Origin of the sequence: Terrabacter sp. Root181, from assembly GCF_001428505.1 — a bacterium.
Classification (GTDB): Bacteria; Actinomycetota; Actinomycetes; order Actinomycetales; family Dermatophilaceae; genus Terrabacter.
Genome location: NZ_LMHU01000007.1, coordinates 364,477 through 382,343, shown reverse-complemented (window position 1 = coordinate 382,343; position 17,867 = coordinate 364,477). Strand labels below are relative to the sequence as shown.

Here is a 17,867-nt window from a genome sequence, read left to right as displayed (position 1 = left end):
CGCGGGGGTGCCCTCCTCGTCGTGGTGGTCGCCCTGCTGCTCGGCGCCGTCGGCACGGTCGGCCTGGCCGGGCCGGCCCGCTCCGCCGAGTGGATCGTGCTGTGCACCGGCTACGACCCGTGCCAAGCGGCCGGCTACCCGCACGCGGGCTACAAGGAGAACAACGCGACGAGCTACTGGCGCCAGTCGACCGGTCACAACTGCACGAACTACGTCGCCTACCGCCTCGTCAGGAACGGCCTGCCGAACACCAAGCCGGCGTCGCTGTCGGGCAACGCCTCCAACTGGGGTCCGTCCTTCCCGGGCCAGACGAACGACGACCCGGCCGTCGGCTCGGTCGCCTGGTGGAACACCTCCTTCTCCTCGACAGGGCACGTCGCCTACGTCGAGAAGGTGGTCTCGGCCGACGAGATCCTCGTCTCGGAGGACAACTGGGGCGGCGACTTCAAGTGGCGCAAGGTCACGCGGGGCGGTGGCAGGTGGCCCAACGGCTTCATCCACCTCAAGGACCAGGGCGCCACGGTCGTCGACACCGATGTCTACCGTCCCGTCACCCCGACCCGTCTGCTCGACACCCGCACCGGCCTCGGCGCCCCGGCCGCGAAGGTCGCGGCGGGCACCTCGATCGCCCTGCAGGTGAGCGGCCGTGCCGGCATCCCGAGCGGTGGGGTCGGCACCGCGGTGCTCAACGTGACGGTCACCGCGCCGGCGGCCGCCGGCTACCTCACGAGCTACCCGTCCGGCGCGACGCGCCCCGGCTCGCGGAGCGTCACGTACACGACCGCGGGCACGGTCAGCGAGCTCGTGCCGGCGAGGCTCGGCACCGACGGCAGGGTCCGGTTCTACACCTCGGCGACCACGCACCTCGTCGCGGAGGTCGTCGGCTGGTACCCCACGACGGGGCATCTCGTCTCGGTCACCCCGACCCGTGTCCTCGACACGCGCACGGGCCTCGGCACCGCGCAGGTGCGCATCCCCGCGGGCGGCAGCGTCGACCTGCCGGTCGCCGGGGCCGGCATCGTGCCGAGCACGGGGGCGTCAGCCGTCGTCCTCTCCGTCTCCGCGGTCGCGCCCGGCGCCGGGGGCTGGCTGACGGCATACCCGACCGGGACGACCCGGCCGACGACGGCCCACGTGCGCTACGACGCCGACGCCGCCATGACGGGTGCGGTCGTGTCGCGGATCGGCACCGGCGGGAAGGTCACGATCCAGTCGACGGCCGGGACCGACCTGCTCGTCGACGTCGTGGGTTGGTTCAAGACCGGCGGTGACCACGTCGCGGTCACCCCGGCCCGGCTGCTCGACACGCGCATCGGGCTCGGCGCGCCCACGGGCCGGGTCGCGGCAGGGTCGACCGTGTCGGTGCCCGTCCTCGGCCGCGCCGGGGTGCCGACCGTCGGCGTTGCCGCGGTGTCGATCACGCTGACACCCATCGCCCCGACGGCGACGACGGCCGTCACGGCCTACGCCTCGGGCACGACCCGACCGAGCCCCGCCAACGTCACCGTGGCCTCGAGCCGCACGCGGGTCAACGCCGTCGTGGTCCCCGTCGGTGTGGGCGGGTCGATCACGGTGCACACGAGCGCCGCGTCCTACCTCGTCGTCGACGTCCAGGGCTACCTCAAGAGGTGAGCCCGGGTCCTCGGGCCCGGCGCTCAGGCGCTGGGCTCGGTGACGAAGTCGATGAGCTCCTCGACGCTCGCGAGCAGCGTCGGCTCGAGGTCGGCGTAGGTGCGCACCGTCCCGAGGATGCGCTTCCACGCGTTGGCGATGTCGGCCTGGCTCGCGTGGGCCCAGCCCAGCTCGGCGCAGATGCCGTGCTTCCACGACGTGCCGCGCGGGATGACCGGCCACTGCTGCCAGCCGAGCCGCTCCGGGCGGACGGACTGCCACACGTCGACGTAGGGGTGGCCGAGGATCCTCACGTGCTGGGAGAGGCCCGGCAGCGCCTGCGCCTGAGCGACGATGCGGGCCTCCTTCGTGCCGGGGACGAGGTGGTCGACGAGGACGCCGAGGCGACGGCCGGGCCCCGGCTGGAACTCGGCGATGATGCCGGCGAGGTCGTCGACGCCGTCCATCAGCTCGACGACGACCCCCTCGACGCGCAGGTCGTCGCCCCAGACCTTCTCGACGAGCTCGGCGTCGTGGCGGCCCTCGACGTAGATCCGCGAGCCGCTCGCGACGCGGGCCCGGGCACCCTCGACGGCCACCGAGCCGCTCGCGGTCCTGGAGGCCGCCCGTCTCGCCTCCGCGAGCGCGGTCCCGGCGGCAGCCCGCGGGGGAGTGAGCGTCACGGGAGCGCCGTCGACGAGGAAGCCGGGGCCCAGCGGGAACGCCTTGGTGCGGCCACGGCGGTCCTCGAGGTGGACGACGTGCATGCCGCCCGCCTTCTCCACCCGCACCACGGCGCCGACCCAGCCGGTCTCGACCTCCTCGACGACGAGGTCGGGCTCCGCCGGGGTCGGGGTGGACCGGCCGCGCCGCGGGGCACGCCAGTCGCCGGTGAGGACGTCGGATCCGTAGCGATCGTTGGGGGACACGACAAGCGAGGCTATGCCGCCGGGCGGCGACCCACGCAGCCGCCACGCGGGCAGGGGAGGTGGCGGCGCGACGGCATACGGTTGGATGAAATCGGAGATCCGCGAGGCACGACGTAGACTTGGCACTCGTCGATCGAGAGTGCCAAGCCCGTGAAGGAGGGGACGCGATGAGCGAGGACCGTCGGCTGATGGTGCTGCGCGCGATCGTGCAGGACTACGTCCAGACCTCCGAGCCGGTGGGCAGCCGGGCTCTTGTCGAGCGCCACCACCTCGGCGTGAGTGCCGCGACCGTGCGCAACGACATGGCCCTGCTCGAGGAGGAGGGCCTCATCCACGCGCCGCACACGTCGGCGGGGCGAGTGCCCACCGACGCCGGCTACCGCGTCTTCGTCGACCGCCTCAGCGCCGTCAAGCCGCTCAGCTCGGGAGAGCGTCGTGCGATCGGCCAGTTCCTCGAGGGGGCCGTCGACCTCGACGACGTCGTCGACCGCACCGTGCGCCTCCTCGCGAGCCTGACCCGACAGGTCGCCGTCGTGCAGTACCCGTCGCTCACGCGGTCGACGGTGCGCCACATCGAGCTCGTGCCGATGGGGTCGTCGCACCTGATGATCGTGCTCATCGTCAACACCGGCCGCGTCGAGCAGCGCGTCGTCGACACGGGGCGCGTGCTCTCGGACGGCACCGGTGAGGCGCTCGTCGCCTCGATCCGCTCCCGCATCAACGAGGTGGCCACCGGCGTGCCGTTCACCGTGGCCGCGACCCGGCTGCGACGCCTCGTCGACGACGTCGACGAGGCCGACCGGGCGGCGATGGAGGCCGTCGTGTCCGCCCTCGGTGACGCCCTCGTCGAGGAGCGCGAGGAGCGCGTGGTCCTCGCCGGCCAGGCCAACCTCGCTCGCGCCGGCACCGACTTCCCGCGCACCATCGGCCCGATCCTCGAGGCCCTCGAGGAGCACGTCACCCTGCTGCGCCTCCTCGGCCAGCTCGGTGACGACCCCGACCTCGTGTCGGTGCGCATCGGCACCGAGAACCCCGTGACCGGGCTCCAGTCCACGTCCCTCGTGTCGATGGGCTACGGCTCCGGCGCCGAGCGCGTCGCGAGCCTCGGGGTGCTGGGCCCGACCCGGATGGACTACCCGACGACGATGGCGTCGGTCCGCGCCGTCGCGCGCTACGTCTCCGAGATCCTCGACGAGAACCAGGCCACCTGACCCACCTGCACCACCGCGGCCAGTCCGCCGGCGCAGCGCCGCGCCGGAACCGAAAGCACCACGTACCGAAGGAATCTCAGCTTGAACGACTACTACGCCGTCCTCGGGGTCTCGCGCGACGCGAGCCAGGAGGAGATCAAGAAGGCCTACCGTCGGCTCGCCCGCAAGCTGCACCCGGACGTGAACTCCGGCGCCGAGGCCGAGGAGGAGTTCAAGCGGGTGTCGCAGGCCTACGACGTGCTCTCCGACCCGCAGAAGCGCCAGTCCTTCGACATGGGCGCCGACCCGTTCGCGTCGGGCGGCGGTGCCGGATTCGGTGCGGGACAGGGCTTCTCGTTCAGCGACGTCATGGACGCCTTCTTCGGCGCGGGCGCCCAGGCCGGCACGCGAGGTCCGCGGGCGCGCGTGCAGCGCGGCCAGGACGCCCTCGTGCGTCTGGACATCGACCTCTCGAAGGCCGTCTTCGGCTCCGAGGAGGAGCTGACGCTCGACACCGCCGTCGGCTGCAAGCGCTGCGACGGCGACGGCGCCGAGCCCGGCACCGGTCGCCAGACCTGCCCGATCTGCAAGGGCGCCGGTGAGGTGCAGCAGATCCAGCGCAGCTTCCTCGGCCAGGTCATGACCTCGCGCCCGTGCGTCAACTGCCAGGGCTACGGCTCGACGCTCACCGACCCGTGCCACGACTGCTCGGGTGACGGCCGCGTGCGCACCCGCCGCTCGCTCAAGCTCAAGGTGCCCGCCGGTGTCGACACCGGCACCCGCATCCAGCTGACCGGCGAGGGCGAGGTCGGGCCCGGCAACGGACCCAAGGCCGACCTCTACGTCGAGATCCGCGTCGTCAACCACGAGACCTACACCCGCCGCGGCGACGACCTGCACTGCAACGTCGAGCTGCCCATGGCGGCAGCCGCTCTCGGGACGAGCTTCAAGCTCTCGACGTTCGACGGCATGCAGGACCTCGACATCAAGCCCGGCACCCAGAGCGGCGACGTGCTCACCCTGCGCGGTCTCGGCGTGACCCACCTACGGCACGGCGGGCGTGGCGACCTGCTCGTGCACGCCACGGTGCAGACGCCGACGCGCCTGACGGAGGAGCAGCGCGAGCTGCTGCACCAGTTCGCGACCCTGCGCGGCGAGGAGCGCCACGAGGGTCGGCTGACGCCGGCCAACAAGGGCCTCTTCGGCAAGCTGCGCGACGCCTTCAAGGAGAAGTGAGCCGCACGTGAGCGCCCGGTGACCCACCAGCTCTTCCTCGGCGAGCCGTCCGCGGTCGCCGAGGCCGTCGCCGGGTCTTCGCTGCTGCTCGAGGGTGACGAGGGCCGCCACGCCGCGGCCGTCGTGCGCATCCGCCCCGGCGAGCGCTACTACGTCGCCGACGGTGCGGGTCGCCGCCTGCTGCTCGAGGCCACCGACGTCGACCGGGCGTGGGTGCGCGGACGGGTGCTCGACGTCGTCGACGAGCCCGAGCCCGCGCCTCGGCTCGTCCTCGTCCAGGCCCTCGCCAAGGGTGACCGCGACGAGCAGGCCGTCGAGGCCGCGACCGAGCTCGGTGTCGACGAGGTCGTGCCCTGGCAGGCCGAGCGCTCCGTCGTCGTCTGGCGCGGCGACCGGGCCGCCAAGTCGCTCGCCAAGTGGGCTGCGGTCGTGGCCCGGGCGACCAAGCAGTCACGCCGGTCGCGTATGCCGCTGACGTCCGCCGCGGTCGGGCTCGCCCCGCTCGTGGCTCGAGTCGCGGAGTCGGCCCTGACGCTCGTGCTCCACGAGGACGCGACCGAGCCGCTCGCGTCCGTCGACCTGCCCGCGTCCGGTGACGTGCTCGTGGTCGTCGGTCCCGAGGGCGGCATCACCGACCGCGAGATCGAGGCGCTGACGGCTGCCGGGGCGCGTCCGGTCCGGCTCGGGTCGACGATCCTGCGCGCGTCGTCCGCCGGTCCCGCTGCCCTCGCGGTCCTCAGCGCGCGCGCTCGCTGGACCTGACGGCATACCCCGACCGGCCGAGGCCCTTCCCTGGTTCGAGGTGATCTCGACACGGGGGTGGGTGCCGCGATCACCTCGAACGGGTGGGAGCGGCGGGTCAGCGGGCCGTGACGGGGACGAGCTGCTCGGCGACGGTCGAGCCGTCCTTGGCGCTGCTCGCGAAGACGCGGACGACGTAGGCGCCGGGCTCGAGCGACGACGTCGTCGTGAACCGGTAGGCACCGCGCGCCGGGGCGCCTGCCGAGGCCGTGGTGAAGCCGTGGTCGACACGCCTACCGTCGCGGAGCAGCTCCCACTCGACGTTGGCCTCGAACGTGCTCGCGATGCCCTTGACCGCGAGCGGCGACCCGGCCCGGACGGACGAGCTGCGTGCCGGCTCGTCCACCCAGACGGGTGCGACCTGGTCGAGCACCGCCATCGGGGAGGTGGGCCTGGTGAAGGACGACGAGACCGGGTGGCCCGGCGAGACCTCGGTGCCTCCGTCGGCGAGCTCGAAGCGGACCGGCAGCGCCGTGCCTGCCGCGGCCTGCGCGGTCCAGCCGAGCTGCTCCGCCGCGAGGGCGTCGGTGCTGGTCGTGCCGGACGACAGCCGGACGGTGATGGCGTCGGGGCCGACGGCCACCGACTCCACGGTCACCCCGGACCAGGCCGACGAGTAGGCGGAGCCCGCGGGCGGAGCGCCGGTCGCGAGCCGGAGAGCGGCCACCGCCTTGCCCTCAGCCGTCGTCGGTGCCGGGACGCGCGCGGCGACGAACTCACGGAAGAGGCGCAGCTGGTCACCCCCGGCCACGACGGGGCCGAGGTAGTAGACGGGCACCGTCGCCGGGGCCGTGGCCGGAGGCGGAACGGCGGTGGTCGCCGGGGTGCTCGGTCCCTGGGCGGTCTTCGTCGGGACACTCGACGGAGCCCCGGACGGGGCGCCTGAGGAGGCGCTGGGGGTGGACGTCGCCACGGCGGTGGGCGTGCCCGCGACGGGAGGTGTCGGGCTCGCCGGGCGGTTCACCGCCCACACGGTGCCGGCGACGAGGACGGCTGCGGCGGCCGCGGCCGCCGGGACGAGCCAGCGGTGGTGCCTGGTCCCGGGGCCCTGGCGCACGGTGTCCGCCTCGTGCGCCTCCGCGAGGATCGCGCCGAGACGGTCGGTGGGGCTGATGGAGCGTGCCTCGGCGTCGAGGGAACGACGCAGCCGGTCCTCGACGGGGCGCAGGCCGGCGCCGATGAGGGTCGGCTCCTCGGCGGGCGTGTCGCCCGGTCGCGTCGGCTCGGTGTTCATGACAGCTCCAGGGGTTCGATGGTGCGGCGCAGGGCCGTCAGGCCGCGGTGGGCGTGGGTCTTCACGGCGCCGGGGGAGATCTCGAGGGCATGGGCGATCTGGGCCTCGGAAAGGTCGGAGTAGTAGCGCAGGACCAGCACCTCTCGCTGGCGCGAGGGCAAGGTGCGCAGGGCGTCCAGCACCGCGTCGCGGTCGGCCGAGTGGAGGACGTGGGTCTCCGCGCTGCCGTGGCTGCCGCGCCCGGGGGCGTCGGCCGCGGCGGCGTCGCGCAGGTTCTGGCGGTCGACGACGACGTTGTGGCGCTGCACCGAGCGGCACCCGTTGACGACGGCGGTCTGGAGGTAGCCGACGACCCGGCCGCCGTCCCGGATGGCCGACCAGCTGCGGTGCGTGGCGACGAAGGCGTCCTGGACGACGTCCTCTGCGGCGAGCTGGTCGCGCAGGAGCAGCCACGCGAGGCGGACGAGGCGGTGCCAGTGCGCGTGGTACAGCTCGGCGATGGCGACGTCGGGGTCGCTCGGCAGCTCGCCGGAAGCGTCCGACGCCGGGACGCCGGTGGTGCTCGCGGCCGCACGGTCAGCGGCCCCAGAGGCCCCGGGGTCGCTGAGCTGGCCGGCCGGCATACCCAACGTTCTCACGGACACAGGACGCGCACGTGCACGCCGAGGTTGACATGCCTAGGGTGCAGTCATGACCTCGCAGACCCCCAGCGACTGCCTCTTCTGCAAGATCGTCGCGGGCGACATCCCGTCCGACCGCGTCGCCGAGAGCGAGCGCTCGATCGCCTTCCGCGACATCAGCCCGGCCGCCCCGATCCACGTCCTCGTCGTGCCGAAGCGTCACGAGCCCACCGTGGGAGCACTGGCGGCCGCCGCCGGTGACGACCTCGCCGACGTCTTCCGGCTCGCGGCCCATGTCGCCGAGCAGGAGGGAGTCGCCGACGCCCACCGGATGATCGTCAACACCGGGAGCGGCGCCGGCCAGACCGTCTTCCACGCGCACGTGCACCTGCTCGCGGGCGCCGCCTTCACCGAGGGGAGGATGGTGTGAGCGACGAGAGCGCCACGGTCGACGAAAAGCCCTCTGAGGCAAAGGGATCGGCGGACGTCGACGCGAAGCCTGCCGAGCCCGAGGCGAAGCCCGTCGAGCCGGTCGACGACCTCGTGACCACGCACCACACCCTCAAGGTCGGCCGTCGCAGGCTCCGCTACACCGCGACGACCGGACGGGTCGTGCTCCGCGAGGAGGAGCACAAGGACGGCACGTTCGGCGGGCACAAGGCTCGGGCGGAGCTGTCGATGACGAGCTACGTCCTCGACGACGCCGACGCCCGGACCCGACCCGTCACCTTCGCCTTCAACGGGGGGCCGGGCAGCTCGAGCGTCTGGCTGCACCTCGGCCTGCTCGGGCCACGCCGCGTCCTGAGCGGCGACGTGGGCGCCCTCCAGCCGCCCCCGTACGACCTCGTCGACAACCCCGAGTCGCTGCTCGCGGTCAGCGACCTCGTCTTCATCGACCCCATGTCGACCGGCTACTCGCGGGCCGTCGAGGGTGGCAAGCCGGGGGACTACCACGGCTACCAGAAGGACATCGAGTCCGTCGGCGAGCTGATCCGGCTCTGGACCTCGCGCAACGGTCGCTGGATGTCACCGAAGTTCGTCGCCGGCGAGTCGTACGGGACGCTGCGGGGGGCCGCCCTGGCCGAGCACCTCCAGTCCCGCTACGGGATGTACCTCAACGGGCTCGTCCTCATCAGCAGCGTCCTCGACCTCAGCTCGGTCGACTTCGAGAACCAGCGCAACGACCGCGCGCACGCGCTCTACCTGCCGACGTATGCCGCCGTGGCCCACTTCCACGGCAAGCACGGTCGCCGCTCGCTGCGGTCCGTCCTCGACGAGGCCGAGGCGTATGCCGTCCGCGACTACCCGTGGGTACTCTCCCGCGGCCACCGGCTCACGAAGGGAGAGCGGGCGGAGGCGGTGTCGACGCTGGCCCGGCTCTCCGGCCTGACCGAGGACTACATCGACCGCGCCGACCTGCGCATCGAGCACTGGCGCTACTTCACCGAGCTGCTGCGCGACGAGCGCCTCTCGGTGGGCCGTCTCGACGCGCGTTTCACCGGGCCTGCCGCGGCGGCCATCGCCGAGAACATGGATGCCGACCCGTCGCACGACGCCATCACCGGTCCCTACGCCGCGGCCTGGAACCACTACGTCCGCGACGAGCTCGGCTACGGCAGCGACCTGCACTACGAGCAGATCTCGCGTCTCGTCCACCCCTGGTCGTTCAAGGACTTCGAGGGACGGCCCGTCGACGTCTCGCCGAAGCTCGAGAGGGCGATGCGCCAGAACCCGCACCTCAGGGTCCACATCGCCTACGGCTACTACGACGGTGCGACCCCGCACTTCGCCGCCGAGGACGTCGTGGCCCACCTGCAGCTGCCGGCGGACCTGCTCGCGAACATCGAGCACGCCTACTACGAGGCCGGGCACATGATGTACGTGCACGAGCCGTCGCGCCTCCAGCAGAGCAAGGACCTGGCGGAATTCGTGGTGAGGAGCTCGGGCCGCGACACGTAGACTCGTGACCACGATGAATGACGCGCAACCTCGACCTTCCCAGACCGACGGCCCTGACGGCACCCAGCTCCCCACGGGCGCCGGGAGCGGCGGTGACACGCCGGTGCTGACCCGGCAGATCCCGCCGCCGATCGAGATGGTGACGCTTCTCGGACCCCGGGACGAGCTGCTGCGCACCATGGAGCGCCAGTTCCCCCTCGTCGACACGCACGTGCGCGGCAACGAGATGACCTTCTCCGGCCCGGCGGGTGAGCTCGACATCATCGACACGCTCCTCGACGAGCTGCTGACCATCGTCTCCACCGGTCAGCCGCTCAACCGTGACGCGGTCGAGCGCTCGATCTCGATGCTGCGCGGGCAGACCTCCGAGCGCCCGGCCGACGTGCTGACGATGAACATCGTCAGCAGCCGCGGCCGCACGATCCGGCCGAAGACGCTGAACCAGAAGCGCTACGTCGACGCGATCGACGAGCACACGGTGGTCTTCGGGATCGGTCCGGCCGGCACCGGCAAGACCTACCTCGCGATGGCCAAGGCCGTCGCGGCGCTGCAGGCCAAGCAGGTCAACCGCATCATCCTGACCCGCCCCGCGGTCGAGGCCGGCGAGCGTCTCGGCTTCCTGCCCGGCACGCTCAACGACAAGATCGACCCCTACCTGCGCCCGCTCTACGACGCCCTCCACGACATGGTCTCGCCCGAGACGATCCCGCGGCTCATGGCGTCCGGCACGATCGAGGTCGCCCCGCTCGCCTACATGCGTGGCCGCACGCTCAACGACGCGTTCATCATCCTCGACGAGGCCCAGAACACCTCGAGCGAGCAGATGAAGATGTTCCTGACGCGTCTCGGCTTCGGCTCGAAGATGGTCGTCACGGGTGACATCACCCAGGTCGACCTCCCCGGTGGCACCCGCTCCGGGCTGCGCGTCGTCCGCGACATCCTCGAGGGTGTCGAGGACGTCCACTTCGCCGAGCTCACGTCGCACGACGTCGTGCGCCACCGCCTGGTCAGCGCCATCGTGGACGCCTACGAGCGCGACGAGGTGCGCGCCGAGCGACGCGCCCGCACGAGCGGGGCGCGTGCCGACCACCGCGACCACCGCGACCACGGCGACCACCGCGGGTCGCGGCGGGGTCCGGACCGGGCCGTCGACCGAGGAGGAGACCGTGGTGGAGACCGCGGTGGAGACCGTGGAGGAGACCGCGGAGGCGACCACCGCGACGAGCGCCGCGACGACGACGGCGGACGCCGTGACGTCACGGAGGCCGGCGCGTGAGCATCGACGTCCTCAACGAGACCGACCACGACGTCGACGAGCTCGAGCTGCTGGCGTGCGCGGCCTACGTCATGGGTCAGATGCGCGTGCACGCGCAGGCCGACCTCTGCATCAAGCTCGTCGACGAGGACGCGATGGAGGTCCTCCACGTGCAGTGGATGGACCTGCCCGGGCCCACCGACGTCATGAGCTTCCCGATGGACGAGCTGCGACCCGGGCGTGAGGGCCAGGAGCCCGAGGAGGGCACCCTCGGCGACATCGTGCTCTGCCCGTCCGTGGCGACGAAGCAGGCCCTCGAGGCCGGCCACGCGCCGATGGAGGAGATGCTGCTGCTCACGACGCACGGCATCCTGCACCTGCTCGGCTACGACCACGCCGAGCCGGACGAGGAACGCGAGATGTTCGAGCTGCAACGCCAGCTGCTGCTGACCTTCCTCGCCACGCGCAACCGCCCGAGCGCCTGACCGCGGACGAGAGACCGAGATGCTCCCGCAGTTCGCCCTCCCGGCCCTCATCAGCATCGTCGTGGCGTTCGTGCTGTCGGCCGCCGAGGCCGCCATCTTCCGCATGTCACGCGTGCGCGCCCAGGAGCTGTTCGACGAAGGACGGTCGGGCGCGAAGTCGCTCATGACCGTGGTCGGCGACTCACCGGCATACCTCTCGGTCATCGCGTTCCTGCGCGTCGTCGCCGAGGCCACCGCAGCGGTCCTCGTCACGCTGGCTGTCGCCGGCCAGGTCGAGTCGACGTGGAGCCGCGCCCTCATCAGCATCGCGATCATGGCGGTCGTGTCGTTCGTCGTCGTCGGCGTCTCGCCGCGGACGCTCGGTCGGCAGAACTACGACACCGTCGCGCTGTGGAGCGCGCCCTTCGCCGTCGGGCTGCGTCGGGTCCTCGGCCCGGTCGCCAAGCTGCTCGTCGTCCTCGGCAACGCGGTCACGCCCGGCAAGGGCTACACCGACGGGCCCTTCCAGACCGAGTCCGAGCTGCGCGACCTCGTCGACATGGCCGGTGACTCCGACGTCATCGAGGCCGACGAGCGCGAGATGATCCACTCGGTCTTCGAACTCGGCGACACCCTCGCCCGCGCGGTCATGGTGCCGCGCACCGACATGGTCGTCCTCGACGCCGACAAGACGCTGCGCAGCGCGATGTCGCTCTTCCTGCGGTCCGGCTTCTCGCGGATCCCCGTCGTCGGCGAGGACAGCGACGACGTGCGGGGCCTGCTCTACTTCAAGGACGTCGCGCGCCGGCTCAACGCCGCGCCCGAGGACGGTCGTCACCCGGCCACCGAGGTGATGCGGCCCATGCACTTCGTGCCCGAGAGCAAGCCCGTCGACGACCTCCTGCGCGAGATGCAGCGCGACCAGAACCACTTCGCGATCGTCGTCGACGAGTACGGCGGCACCGCAGGTCTCATCACGATCGAGGACATCATCGAGGAGATCGTCGGCGAGATCGCCGACGAGCACGACCGCGAGGCTCCCGGCGTCGAGCAGCTGGAGGACGGCACGCTGCGTGTCCCGGCGTCCATGGACATCGACGACCTCGCCGAGCTCTTCGACGTCACGATCGACGAGGAGGACGTCGACACCGTCGGTGGACTCCTCACCAAGGTCATCGGACGCGTCCCGATCGTCGGGTCGTCCGGTACGGTCGCTGGGCTGGAGCTGACGGCCGAACGCATGGCCGGACGCCGCCACCGCGTCGCGTCGGTCATCGTGCACCGGGCATCGGTGCCGGAGGACGACGCCGCGCACACCGAGACGGAGGACGCCCATGGGCACTCAGGACGCTGACCCGACGCACGCCGACGGTGCGGGCTCGTCGCCCACGGAGCGGTCCGCCGACTACCGCGCGGGCTTCGCCTGTCTCGTGGGCCGGCCCAACGCCGGCAAGTCCACGCTGACCAACGCGCTCGTCGGCCAGAAGGTCGCCATCACGAGCTCCAAGCCGCAGACGACCCGGCACACCATCCGCGGTGTGGCGACGACGCCGACCGCGCAGGTGATCCTCGTCGACACCCCCGGTCTCCACAAGCCGCGGACGCTCCTCGGCCAACGGCTCAACGACCTCGTCCGCGAGACCCTGCTCGAGGTGGACGTCGTCGGCTTCTGCCTGCCGGCCGACCAGCGCATCGGCCCCGGCGACACCTTCATCGCCAACGAGCTCACCGAGCTGCGCTCGGTCCGGCGCCGCCCCGTCGTCGCCATCGCGACCAAGGCCGACGCGGTCGACCGCGAGCGTCTCGCCGAGCACCTCATCGCCATCGACCAGCTGGGGGAGTGGGACGCGATCATCCCGTGCTCGGCCGTCTCCGGCAGCCAGGTCGAGGAGGTGCGCGACGTCCTCGCGTCGTTCCTCCCGCGTTCGCCGCAGCTCTACCCCGACGGCGTTCTCACCGACGAGCCGGAGATGATCATGATCGCCGAGCTCGTGCGCGAGGCCGCCCTCGAGGGCGTGCGCGACGAGCTGCCCCACTCGCTGGCGGTCGTCGTCGAGGAGATGGTGCAGCGCGAGGGCCGGCCCGAGGACAAGCCCCTCCTCGACGTCCGCGTCAACGTCTTCGTCGAGCGGCCCAGCCAGAAGGCCATCGTCATCGGGCGCGGCGGCTCACGCCTGCGCGAGGTCGGCACCAACGCCCGCAAGGGCATCGAGGCCCTCCTCGGTCAGAAGGTCTACCTCGACCTCCACGTCAAGGTGGCCAAGGACTGGCAGCGCGACCCCAAGCAGCTCCAGCGCCTCGGCTTCTGACTCTCGACCTGCTCTGCGGCGCAACGGGTTTCTGGTTCGTGGCCCGGTCCTCTAGCCTGCCGCGATGAGCAGCCCCATCCAGCGCCGCGTCGGTCAGGTCTTCGTCCCGGTCCGCGACATGGCCGCTGCCATCCGGTGGTATGCCTCCGTGCTCGGTTTCGAGCCCGACGTGGCCTCCCACGACGGCACGATCTACGACATCCCGACGGACGGGGAGACCCGGCTGGCACTCGACGCCAACCGCCCAGACTTCCTGGCGTCCGGGCCACCGCGGTTCTTCCTCTGGACCGACGACATGGCGTCGACGGTCGAGCACCTTCGGTCGCTCGACGTGAGGATCACCTCGGACGTCGAGGACATCGGCAGCGTCATCTTCGTGCAGTTCGAGGACCCTGACGGCAACGCGCTCATGGTCTGCCAGCGCGCCTGAGGTCAGCGCCTCGCCCTACACTCCGGGCAAGGAGGCAGACATGTCCGAGCAGCCAGCGCACGACCACGAGCTCGAGGTCCTCGAGGAGGACCAGACGGTGCCGCCGCGTCCGGAGGAGCAGATCGCCGACGCCCACGGGGACGAGCCAGTCGCCGAGCCTCCCTCCACTCCCTGACCATCCGACGGAGACTGCCCAGCAGCTCGGATCCTGCTCCCCGAAGCGGAGCAGCGTCCGACAGGCGGGTGCGTAACAGCACGTCGTCCAGGACTCGGATCCTGCTCCCGATAGCGGAGCAGCTTTCGAGGTCTCACGATGCGGGCAGCGGTCCCGAGGGGTGGACGCGCACGGAGCGACCGGCATACGGTGAACGGGTGCGAGCGGTGATCCTCCTTCTTCTCTGCCGCGACGAGGCCTGACCCCGGCCCTCCTCGTCGCGGAGTTTCCCGTGTCCGGCCGGACACCGAGCGAAACGCAGACGAGAGAGTGACGCGATGATCCACCCCCAGCAGACGTCGGGAATGCCGTTCCAGAAGTACGTCCCGTTCCACGAGCAGATCCCGTTCGAGCTCCCGGACCGCACGTGGCCGACGAAGCGCATCGAGCAGGCACCACGCTGGTGCGCCGTCGACCTGCGCGACGGCAACCAGGCCCTCATCGACCCGATGAACTCAGAGCGCAAGCTGCGGATGTTCCAGCTGCTCGTGAAGATGGGCTACAAGGAGATCGAGGTCGGCTTCCCGTCGGCGAGCCAGACCGACTTCGACTTCTGCCGCGAGCTCATCGAGGGCGGCCACATCCCCGACGACGTGACGATCCAGGTGCTGACACAGTGCCGCGACCACCTCATCGAGCGCACCTACGACGCGATCCGCGGCAGCAAGCAGGCCATCGTCCACTTCTACAACTCGACGTCGGCGCTGCAGCGCAAGGTCGTCTTCGGACTCGACCAGGACGGCATCATCGACATCGCCGTCCAGGCGGCACGCCTCTGCCGCAAGCTCGAGGAGACGATCCCCGACACGACGATCTACTACGAGTACTCGCCCGAGTCCTACACCGGCACCGAGCTCGACTTCGCGATGCGCATCTGCAACGCCGTCGTCGACATCATCGACCCGACGCCCGACCACAAGATCATCGTCAACCTGCCGGCCACCGTCGAGATGGCCACGCCCAACGTGTACGCCGACTCGATCGAGTGGATGGTCCGTCACCTCGAGCGCCGCGAGTCGATCGTCGTCAGTCTGCACCCGCACAACGACCGCGGCACCGGTGTGGCCGCGGCCGAGCTCGGCTACCTCGCCGGGGCCGACCGCATCGAGGGCTGCCTCTTCGGCAACGGCGAACGCACCGGCAACGTCTGCCTCGTCACCCTCGGCATGAACCTCTTCAGCCAGGGCATCGACCCGCAGATCGACTTCAGCGACATCGACGAGGTACGCCGCACCGTCGAGTACTGCAACCAGCTGCCCGTGGGCGAGCGGCACCCCTACGGCGGCGACCTCGTCTTCACCGCCTTCTCCGGCTCGCACCAGGACGCCATCAAGAAGGGCTTCGAGGCCATGGCGTCGGAGGCCAAGCAGCAGGGCACGAGCATCGACGACCTCGTCTGGGGCGTCCCCTACCTCCCCATCGACCCGCACGACCTGGGCCGTTCCTACGAGGCCGTCGTCCGGGTCAACAGCCAGTCCGGCAAGGGCGGCGTCGCCTACATCATGAAGACCGAGCACCAGATGGACCTGCCGCGACGGCTGCAGATCGAGTTCTCGGGCGTCGTCCAGCGCGGCGTCGACCAGGACGGGGGAGAGGTCGCTCCCGCCGACCTGTGGGCGAAGTTCCAGGACGAGTACCTCCCCGACCCGAGCCGTGCCTGGGGCCGCTTCGAGCTCGCCAACGTCGTCACCGACTCGACCGTCGACGGCGCCAGCACGATCGAGGCGACCGTCCGTGACGGCGGCGAGTCGCTCACGGTCACCGGCACCGGCAACGGTCCGATCGCCGCCTTCGTCGACGCGCTCTCGACGGTCGAGGGCACCCCGGACGTGCGCGTCCTCGACTACGCCGAGCACGCCCTGTCGGCCGGTGGCGACGCCCGCGCCGCGGCCTACGTCGAGTGCGCGGTCGGCGACCGGGTGCTCTGGGGCGTCGGGGTCGACCCGTCGATCGTCACGGCGTCCATCAAGGCCATCGTCTCGGCCGTCAACCGCGCCGAGCGCGACGCCGTCCCGAACGCCTGACCGGACGTCCGGGCAGACGCCTCATCTGCCGTCCATCCCGGTGGGGTAGCGTCTGGCGCCATGGAGTCCCCGGTCGGTCGAGCGCTGCTTCGGCTGGCCGGGGTCTCGCTCGTCGCAGTGGCGGTCGTCGGCCTCGTGGCACCCAGGCCCGTCAACGTCGAGCACCGTTGGCTGGTGGTCGTGCCCGCGACCCTCGGGTTCCTGCTGCTGGCCGTGGTCGTCCGCGTGCCCGGGTGGGCCAAGCGGCGCTGGGTGCCCGTCGTCGTGGCAGTCGGTGGGGGCGTGGTCGCCACGATGGTCGGCCTCATGACGCGCTACCGCTACGGGTGGGACGCGCGTGTCATCATGGACATGGCACGGGGCCTGCAGGCCGGCCGTCCGCTCAGCCCGGCGGAGTACGACTACCTCTCGCTCTATCCCAACAACTTGCCGCTGCTCGCCATCGACCGCATGGGCGTCGCTGTCGGACAAGCGTTCTCGCTCGCGCCCGACGCCGTCCTGATCCCGCTCAACGGGATCTGCGTCGGCGTGACGCTGTATGCCGTCCACCTCCTCGTCCGGCGAGTGGCGGGCCGTGGGCCCTCCCTCGTGGCGCAGCTCGCGACCCTCGTCCTCGTCGGGACGAGCCCGTGGCTGTCCGTGCCCTACACCGACTTCTACGCGATGCCGTTCGTCGTCGGGGGAGTGGCGCTCGCGGTCAGGGCGATGACACCGCGCGCTCGTACGGGACGAGTGGTGCTGTGGCTGCTCGCGATCGTGTCGGTCTCGGTCGCGTACTCCATCAAGACCACGCCGGTCGTCATCGCCATCGCGGCCGTGCTGACGGCGGTCGTCGCGATCTTCGACCACGACCTCCTCCCCGCCCGTCGGGCCGGAGTCATCGCGGCCTGCGCGGCCTCCGCCCTCGCCTTCGTCGCCCTGGGTGTGGGCCTGACGTCGGCGGCGACCGCTGCCTCCGGGGTGGACTCCTCGCGCATCGACATGTCGGTCTCGCCGCCGATCACCTGGTGGGTCGCTTTGGGGGCCGACGACCAGCGCGCGGCGGACGGAGTGGTCAACTACGGCGCGTACTCCCGCGAGATGGTCGATGCCGTGACCGGCCGGAGCCAGGACGAGATGAAGGCGTATGCCGCGGGCGTCCTCGCGGACCGGTGGGCCGAGCGCGGCCTCGGAGGCACCCTCGCCTTCTACGCGGGCAAGGCCGCCTGGAACTGGGGCGACGGCATGTTCTGGGCCTGGGGCGAGGGGCCGGACTCGTTGCCCGGCACGCTCGCGCCGGCGACGGGTGTCACCGGGATCGTCCACGACCTCAACGGGTTCCAGGGGGCGGGCTACCAGACGCGGGCCGACCTCACCCAGGCGTTGTGGCTCGCCGTGCTGCTCGTGGCCGGGATCGGTCTGTTGCGCGCCCCGTACCGCCGCGAGACCCTGCTCGTCGCGGCGACCGTGCTCGGCATCGCAGCGTTCACGTTGGTGCTCCAGGGGCGATCGCGCTACCTCTTCGCGTTCGTCCCCCTCGTCGTGGTGCTGGCGGCCATGGTCCACGGCTCGCTCCCCACGCGTCAGGCGTCGCTCTCGGTGAGGCGGTGAC

Annotated in this window: 17 protein-coding genes; 14 read left to right on the top strand and 3 right to left on the bottom strand. The window is 71.6% G+C overall.

Annotation, left to right across the window (positions count from 1 at the left end):
* Positions 1–21: 21 nt before the first annotated feature.
* Complete coding sequence (locus ASD90_RS15990; RefSeq protein WP_162260213.1) at positions 22–1,632, top strand: CHAP domain-containing protein; 1,611 nt, start codon at positions 22–24, stop codon at positions 1,630–1,632.
* A 23-nt stretch (positions 1,633–1,655) separates the two neighbouring features.
* Here ASD90_RS15990 and ASD90_RS15985 read toward each other — a convergent pair whose 3' ends face one another.
* Positions 1,656–2,540 carry a DUF3097 domain-containing protein gene (locus tag ASD90_RS15985; protein ID WP_056758661.1) on the bottom strand — a complete coding sequence of 295 codons (885 nt, stop codon included), beginning with the start codon at positions 2,538–2,540 and terminating at the stop codon, positions 1,656–1,658.
* Positions 2,541–2,707: 167 nt separating this feature from the next.
* On the opposite strand from ASD90_RS15985, the gene hrcA reads away from it, so the two are divergent.
* From hrcA to ASD90_RS15970, 3 genes are all read left to right on the top strand, one after another.
* Positions 2,708–3,751 (top strand): heat-inducible transcriptional repressor HrcA, encoded by a 1,044-nt coding sequence (gene hrcA / locus ASD90_RS15980; protein WP_056758658.1) that lies wholly within the window; start codon positions 2,708–2,710, stop codon positions 3,749–3,751.
* A gap of 81 nt (positions 3,752–3,832) precedes the next feature.
* Entirely contained in the window at positions 3,833–4,966 is a 1,134-nt protein-coding gene (dnaJ, locus tag ASD90_RS15975; protein ID WP_056758655.1) for a molecular chaperone DnaJ, read from the top strand.
* 18 nt (positions 4,967–4,984) lie between these two features.
* The gene (locus ASD90_RS15970; protein WP_056758652.1) at positions 4,985–5,728 is read left to right on the top strand and encodes a 16S rRNA (uracil(1498)-N(3))-methyltransferase; all 744 of its coding nucleotides are present in this window, start codon (positions 4,985–4,987) and stop codon (positions 5,726–5,728) included.
* 97 nt (positions 5,729–5,825) lie between these two features.
* Here the strand turns inward: ASD90_RS15970 and ASD90_RS15965 are convergent, their stop codons facing one another.
* On the bottom strand, positions 5,826–7,001 hold the full coding sequence (locus tag ASD90_RS15965; RefSeq protein ID WP_056758649.1) for a Gmad2 immunoglobulin-like domain-containing protein: 1,176 nt from the start codon (positions 6,999–7,001) through the stop codon (positions 5,826–5,828).
* Positions 6,998–7,624, bottom strand: a complete 627-nt coding sequence (locus ASD90_RS15960) for a SigE family RNA polymerase sigma factor (RefSeq protein ID WP_235506692.1) — start codon at positions 7,622–7,624, stop codon at positions 6,998–7,000. Before ASD90_RS15960 ends, ASD90_RS15965 begins: the two co-directional genes overlap by 4 nt.
* 67 nt (positions 7,625–7,691) lie before the next feature.
* Here ASD90_RS15960 and ASD90_RS15955 point away from each other — a divergent pair, with 67 nt between their 5' ends.
* The 10 genes from ASD90_RS15955 to ASD90_RS15915 all read left to right on the top strand — a co-directional run bounded on the left by ASD90_RS15955 (position 7,692) and on the right by ASD90_RS15915 (position 17,866).
* On the top strand, positions 7,692–8,051 hold the full coding sequence (locus tag ASD90_RS15955; RefSeq protein WP_056758646.1) for an HIT domain-containing protein: 360 nt from the start codon (positions 7,692–7,694) through the stop codon (positions 8,049–8,051).
* Positions 8,048–9,580, top strand: coding sequence for a S10 family peptidase (locus tag ASD90_RS15950; protein ID WP_056758644.1), 1,533 nt, complete (start codon positions 8,048–8,050; stop codon positions 9,578–9,580). Before ASD90_RS15955 ends, ASD90_RS15950 begins: the two co-directional genes overlap by 4 nt.
* Positions 9,581–9,593: 13 nt before the next feature.
* Positions 9,594–10,856, top strand: coding sequence for a PhoH family protein (locus ASD90_RS15945; protein ID WP_082588796.1), 1,263 nt, complete (start codon positions 9,594–9,596; stop codon positions 10,854–10,856).
* Positions 10,853–11,320 carry an rRNA maturation RNase YbeY gene (gene ybeY / locus ASD90_RS15940; protein ID WP_056758639.1) on the top strand — a complete coding sequence of 156 codons (468 nt, stop codon included), beginning with the start codon at positions 10,853–10,855 and terminating at the stop codon, positions 11,318–11,320. The genes ASD90_RS15945 and ybeY overlap by 4 nt, the downstream gene beginning before the upstream one ends.
* Before the next feature lie 19 nt (positions 11,321–11,339).
* The gene (locus tag ASD90_RS15935) at positions 11,340–12,653 is read left to right on the top strand and encodes a hemolysin family protein (RefSeq protein ID WP_056758637.1); all 1,314 of its coding nucleotides are present in this window, start codon (positions 11,340–11,342) and stop codon (positions 12,651–12,653) included.
* Positions 12,634–13,608, top strand: coding sequence for a GTPase Era (gene era / locus ASD90_RS15930; RefSeq protein WP_056758635.1), 975 nt, complete (start codon positions 12,634–12,636; stop codon positions 13,606–13,608). Before ASD90_RS15935 ends, era begins: the two co-directional genes overlap by 20 nt.
* A gap of 64 nt (positions 13,609–13,672) precedes the next feature.
* A complete protein-coding gene (locus ASD90_RS15925; RefSeq protein WP_056758632.1) occupies positions 13,673–14,038 on the top strand; it encodes a VOC family protein in 366 nt (121 codons plus the stop codon).
* Between the two features lie 40 nt (positions 14,039–14,078).
* A complete protein-coding gene (locus ASD90_RS24560) occupies positions 14,079–14,213 on the top strand; it encodes a hypothetical protein (RefSeq protein ID WP_255358580.1) in 135 nt (44 codons plus the stop codon).
* Between the two features lie 317 nt (positions 14,214–14,530).
* Entirely contained in the window at positions 14,531–16,276 is a 1,746-nt protein-coding gene (gene leuA, locus ASD90_RS15920; protein WP_056758628.1) for a 2-isopropylmalate synthase, read from the top strand.
* A gap of 60 nt (positions 16,277–16,336) precedes the next feature.
* On the top strand, positions 16,337–17,866 hold the full coding sequence (locus ASD90_RS15915) for a hypothetical protein (protein WP_056758625.1): 1,530 nt from the start codon (positions 16,337–16,339) through the stop codon (positions 17,864–17,866).
* Position 17,867 lies beyond the last annotated feature (1 nt).

Excerpts from the sequence above, each read along its gene's own strand:
- ASD90_RS15935 (WP_056758637.1), top strand. The coding sequence starts at position 11,340 with ATGCTCCCGCAGTTCGCCCTCCCGGCCCTCATCAGCATCGTCGTGGCG.
- ASD90_RS15925 (WP_056758632.1), top strand. The coding sequence starts at position 13,673 with ATGAGCAGCCCCATCCAGCGCCGCGTCGGTCAGGTCTTCGTCCCGGTC.
- ASD90_RS15955 (WP_056758646.1), top strand. The coding sequence starts at position 7,692 with ATGACCTCGCAGACCCCCAGCGACTGCCTCTTCTGCAAGATCGTCGCG.
- era (WP_056758635.1), top strand. The coding sequence starts at position 12,634 with ATGGGCACTCAGGACGCTGACCCGACGCACGCCGACGGTGCGGGCTCG.
- ASD90_RS15945 (WP_082588796.1), top strand. The coding sequence starts at position 9,594 with ATGAATGACGCGCAACCTCGACCTTCCCAGACCGACGGCCCTGACGGC.
- ASD90_RS15965 (WP_056758649.1), bottom strand. The coding sequence starts at position 7,001 with ATGAACACCGAGCCGACGCGACCGGGCGACACGCCCGCCGAGGAGCCG.
- leuA (WP_056758628.1), top strand. The coding sequence starts at position 14,531 with ATGATCCACCCCCAGCAGACGTCGGGAATGCCGTTCCAGAAGTACGTC.
- ASD90_RS24560 (WP_255358580.1), top strand. The coding sequence starts at position 14,079 with ATGTCCGAGCAGCCAGCGCACGACCACGAGCTCGAGGTCCTCGAGGAG.
- hrcA (WP_056758658.1), top strand. The coding sequence starts at position 2,708 with ATGAGCGAGGACCGTCGGCTGATGGTGCTGCGCGCGATCGTGCAGGAC.
- ASD90_RS15960 (WP_235506692.1), bottom strand. The coding sequence starts at position 7,624 with ATGCCGGCCGGCCAGCTCAGCGACCCCGGGGCCTCTGGGGCCGCTGAC.
- ASD90_RS15915 (WP_056758625.1), top strand. The coding sequence starts at position 16,337 with ATGGAGTCCCCGGTCGGTCGAGCGCTGCTTCGGCTGGCCGGGGTCTCG.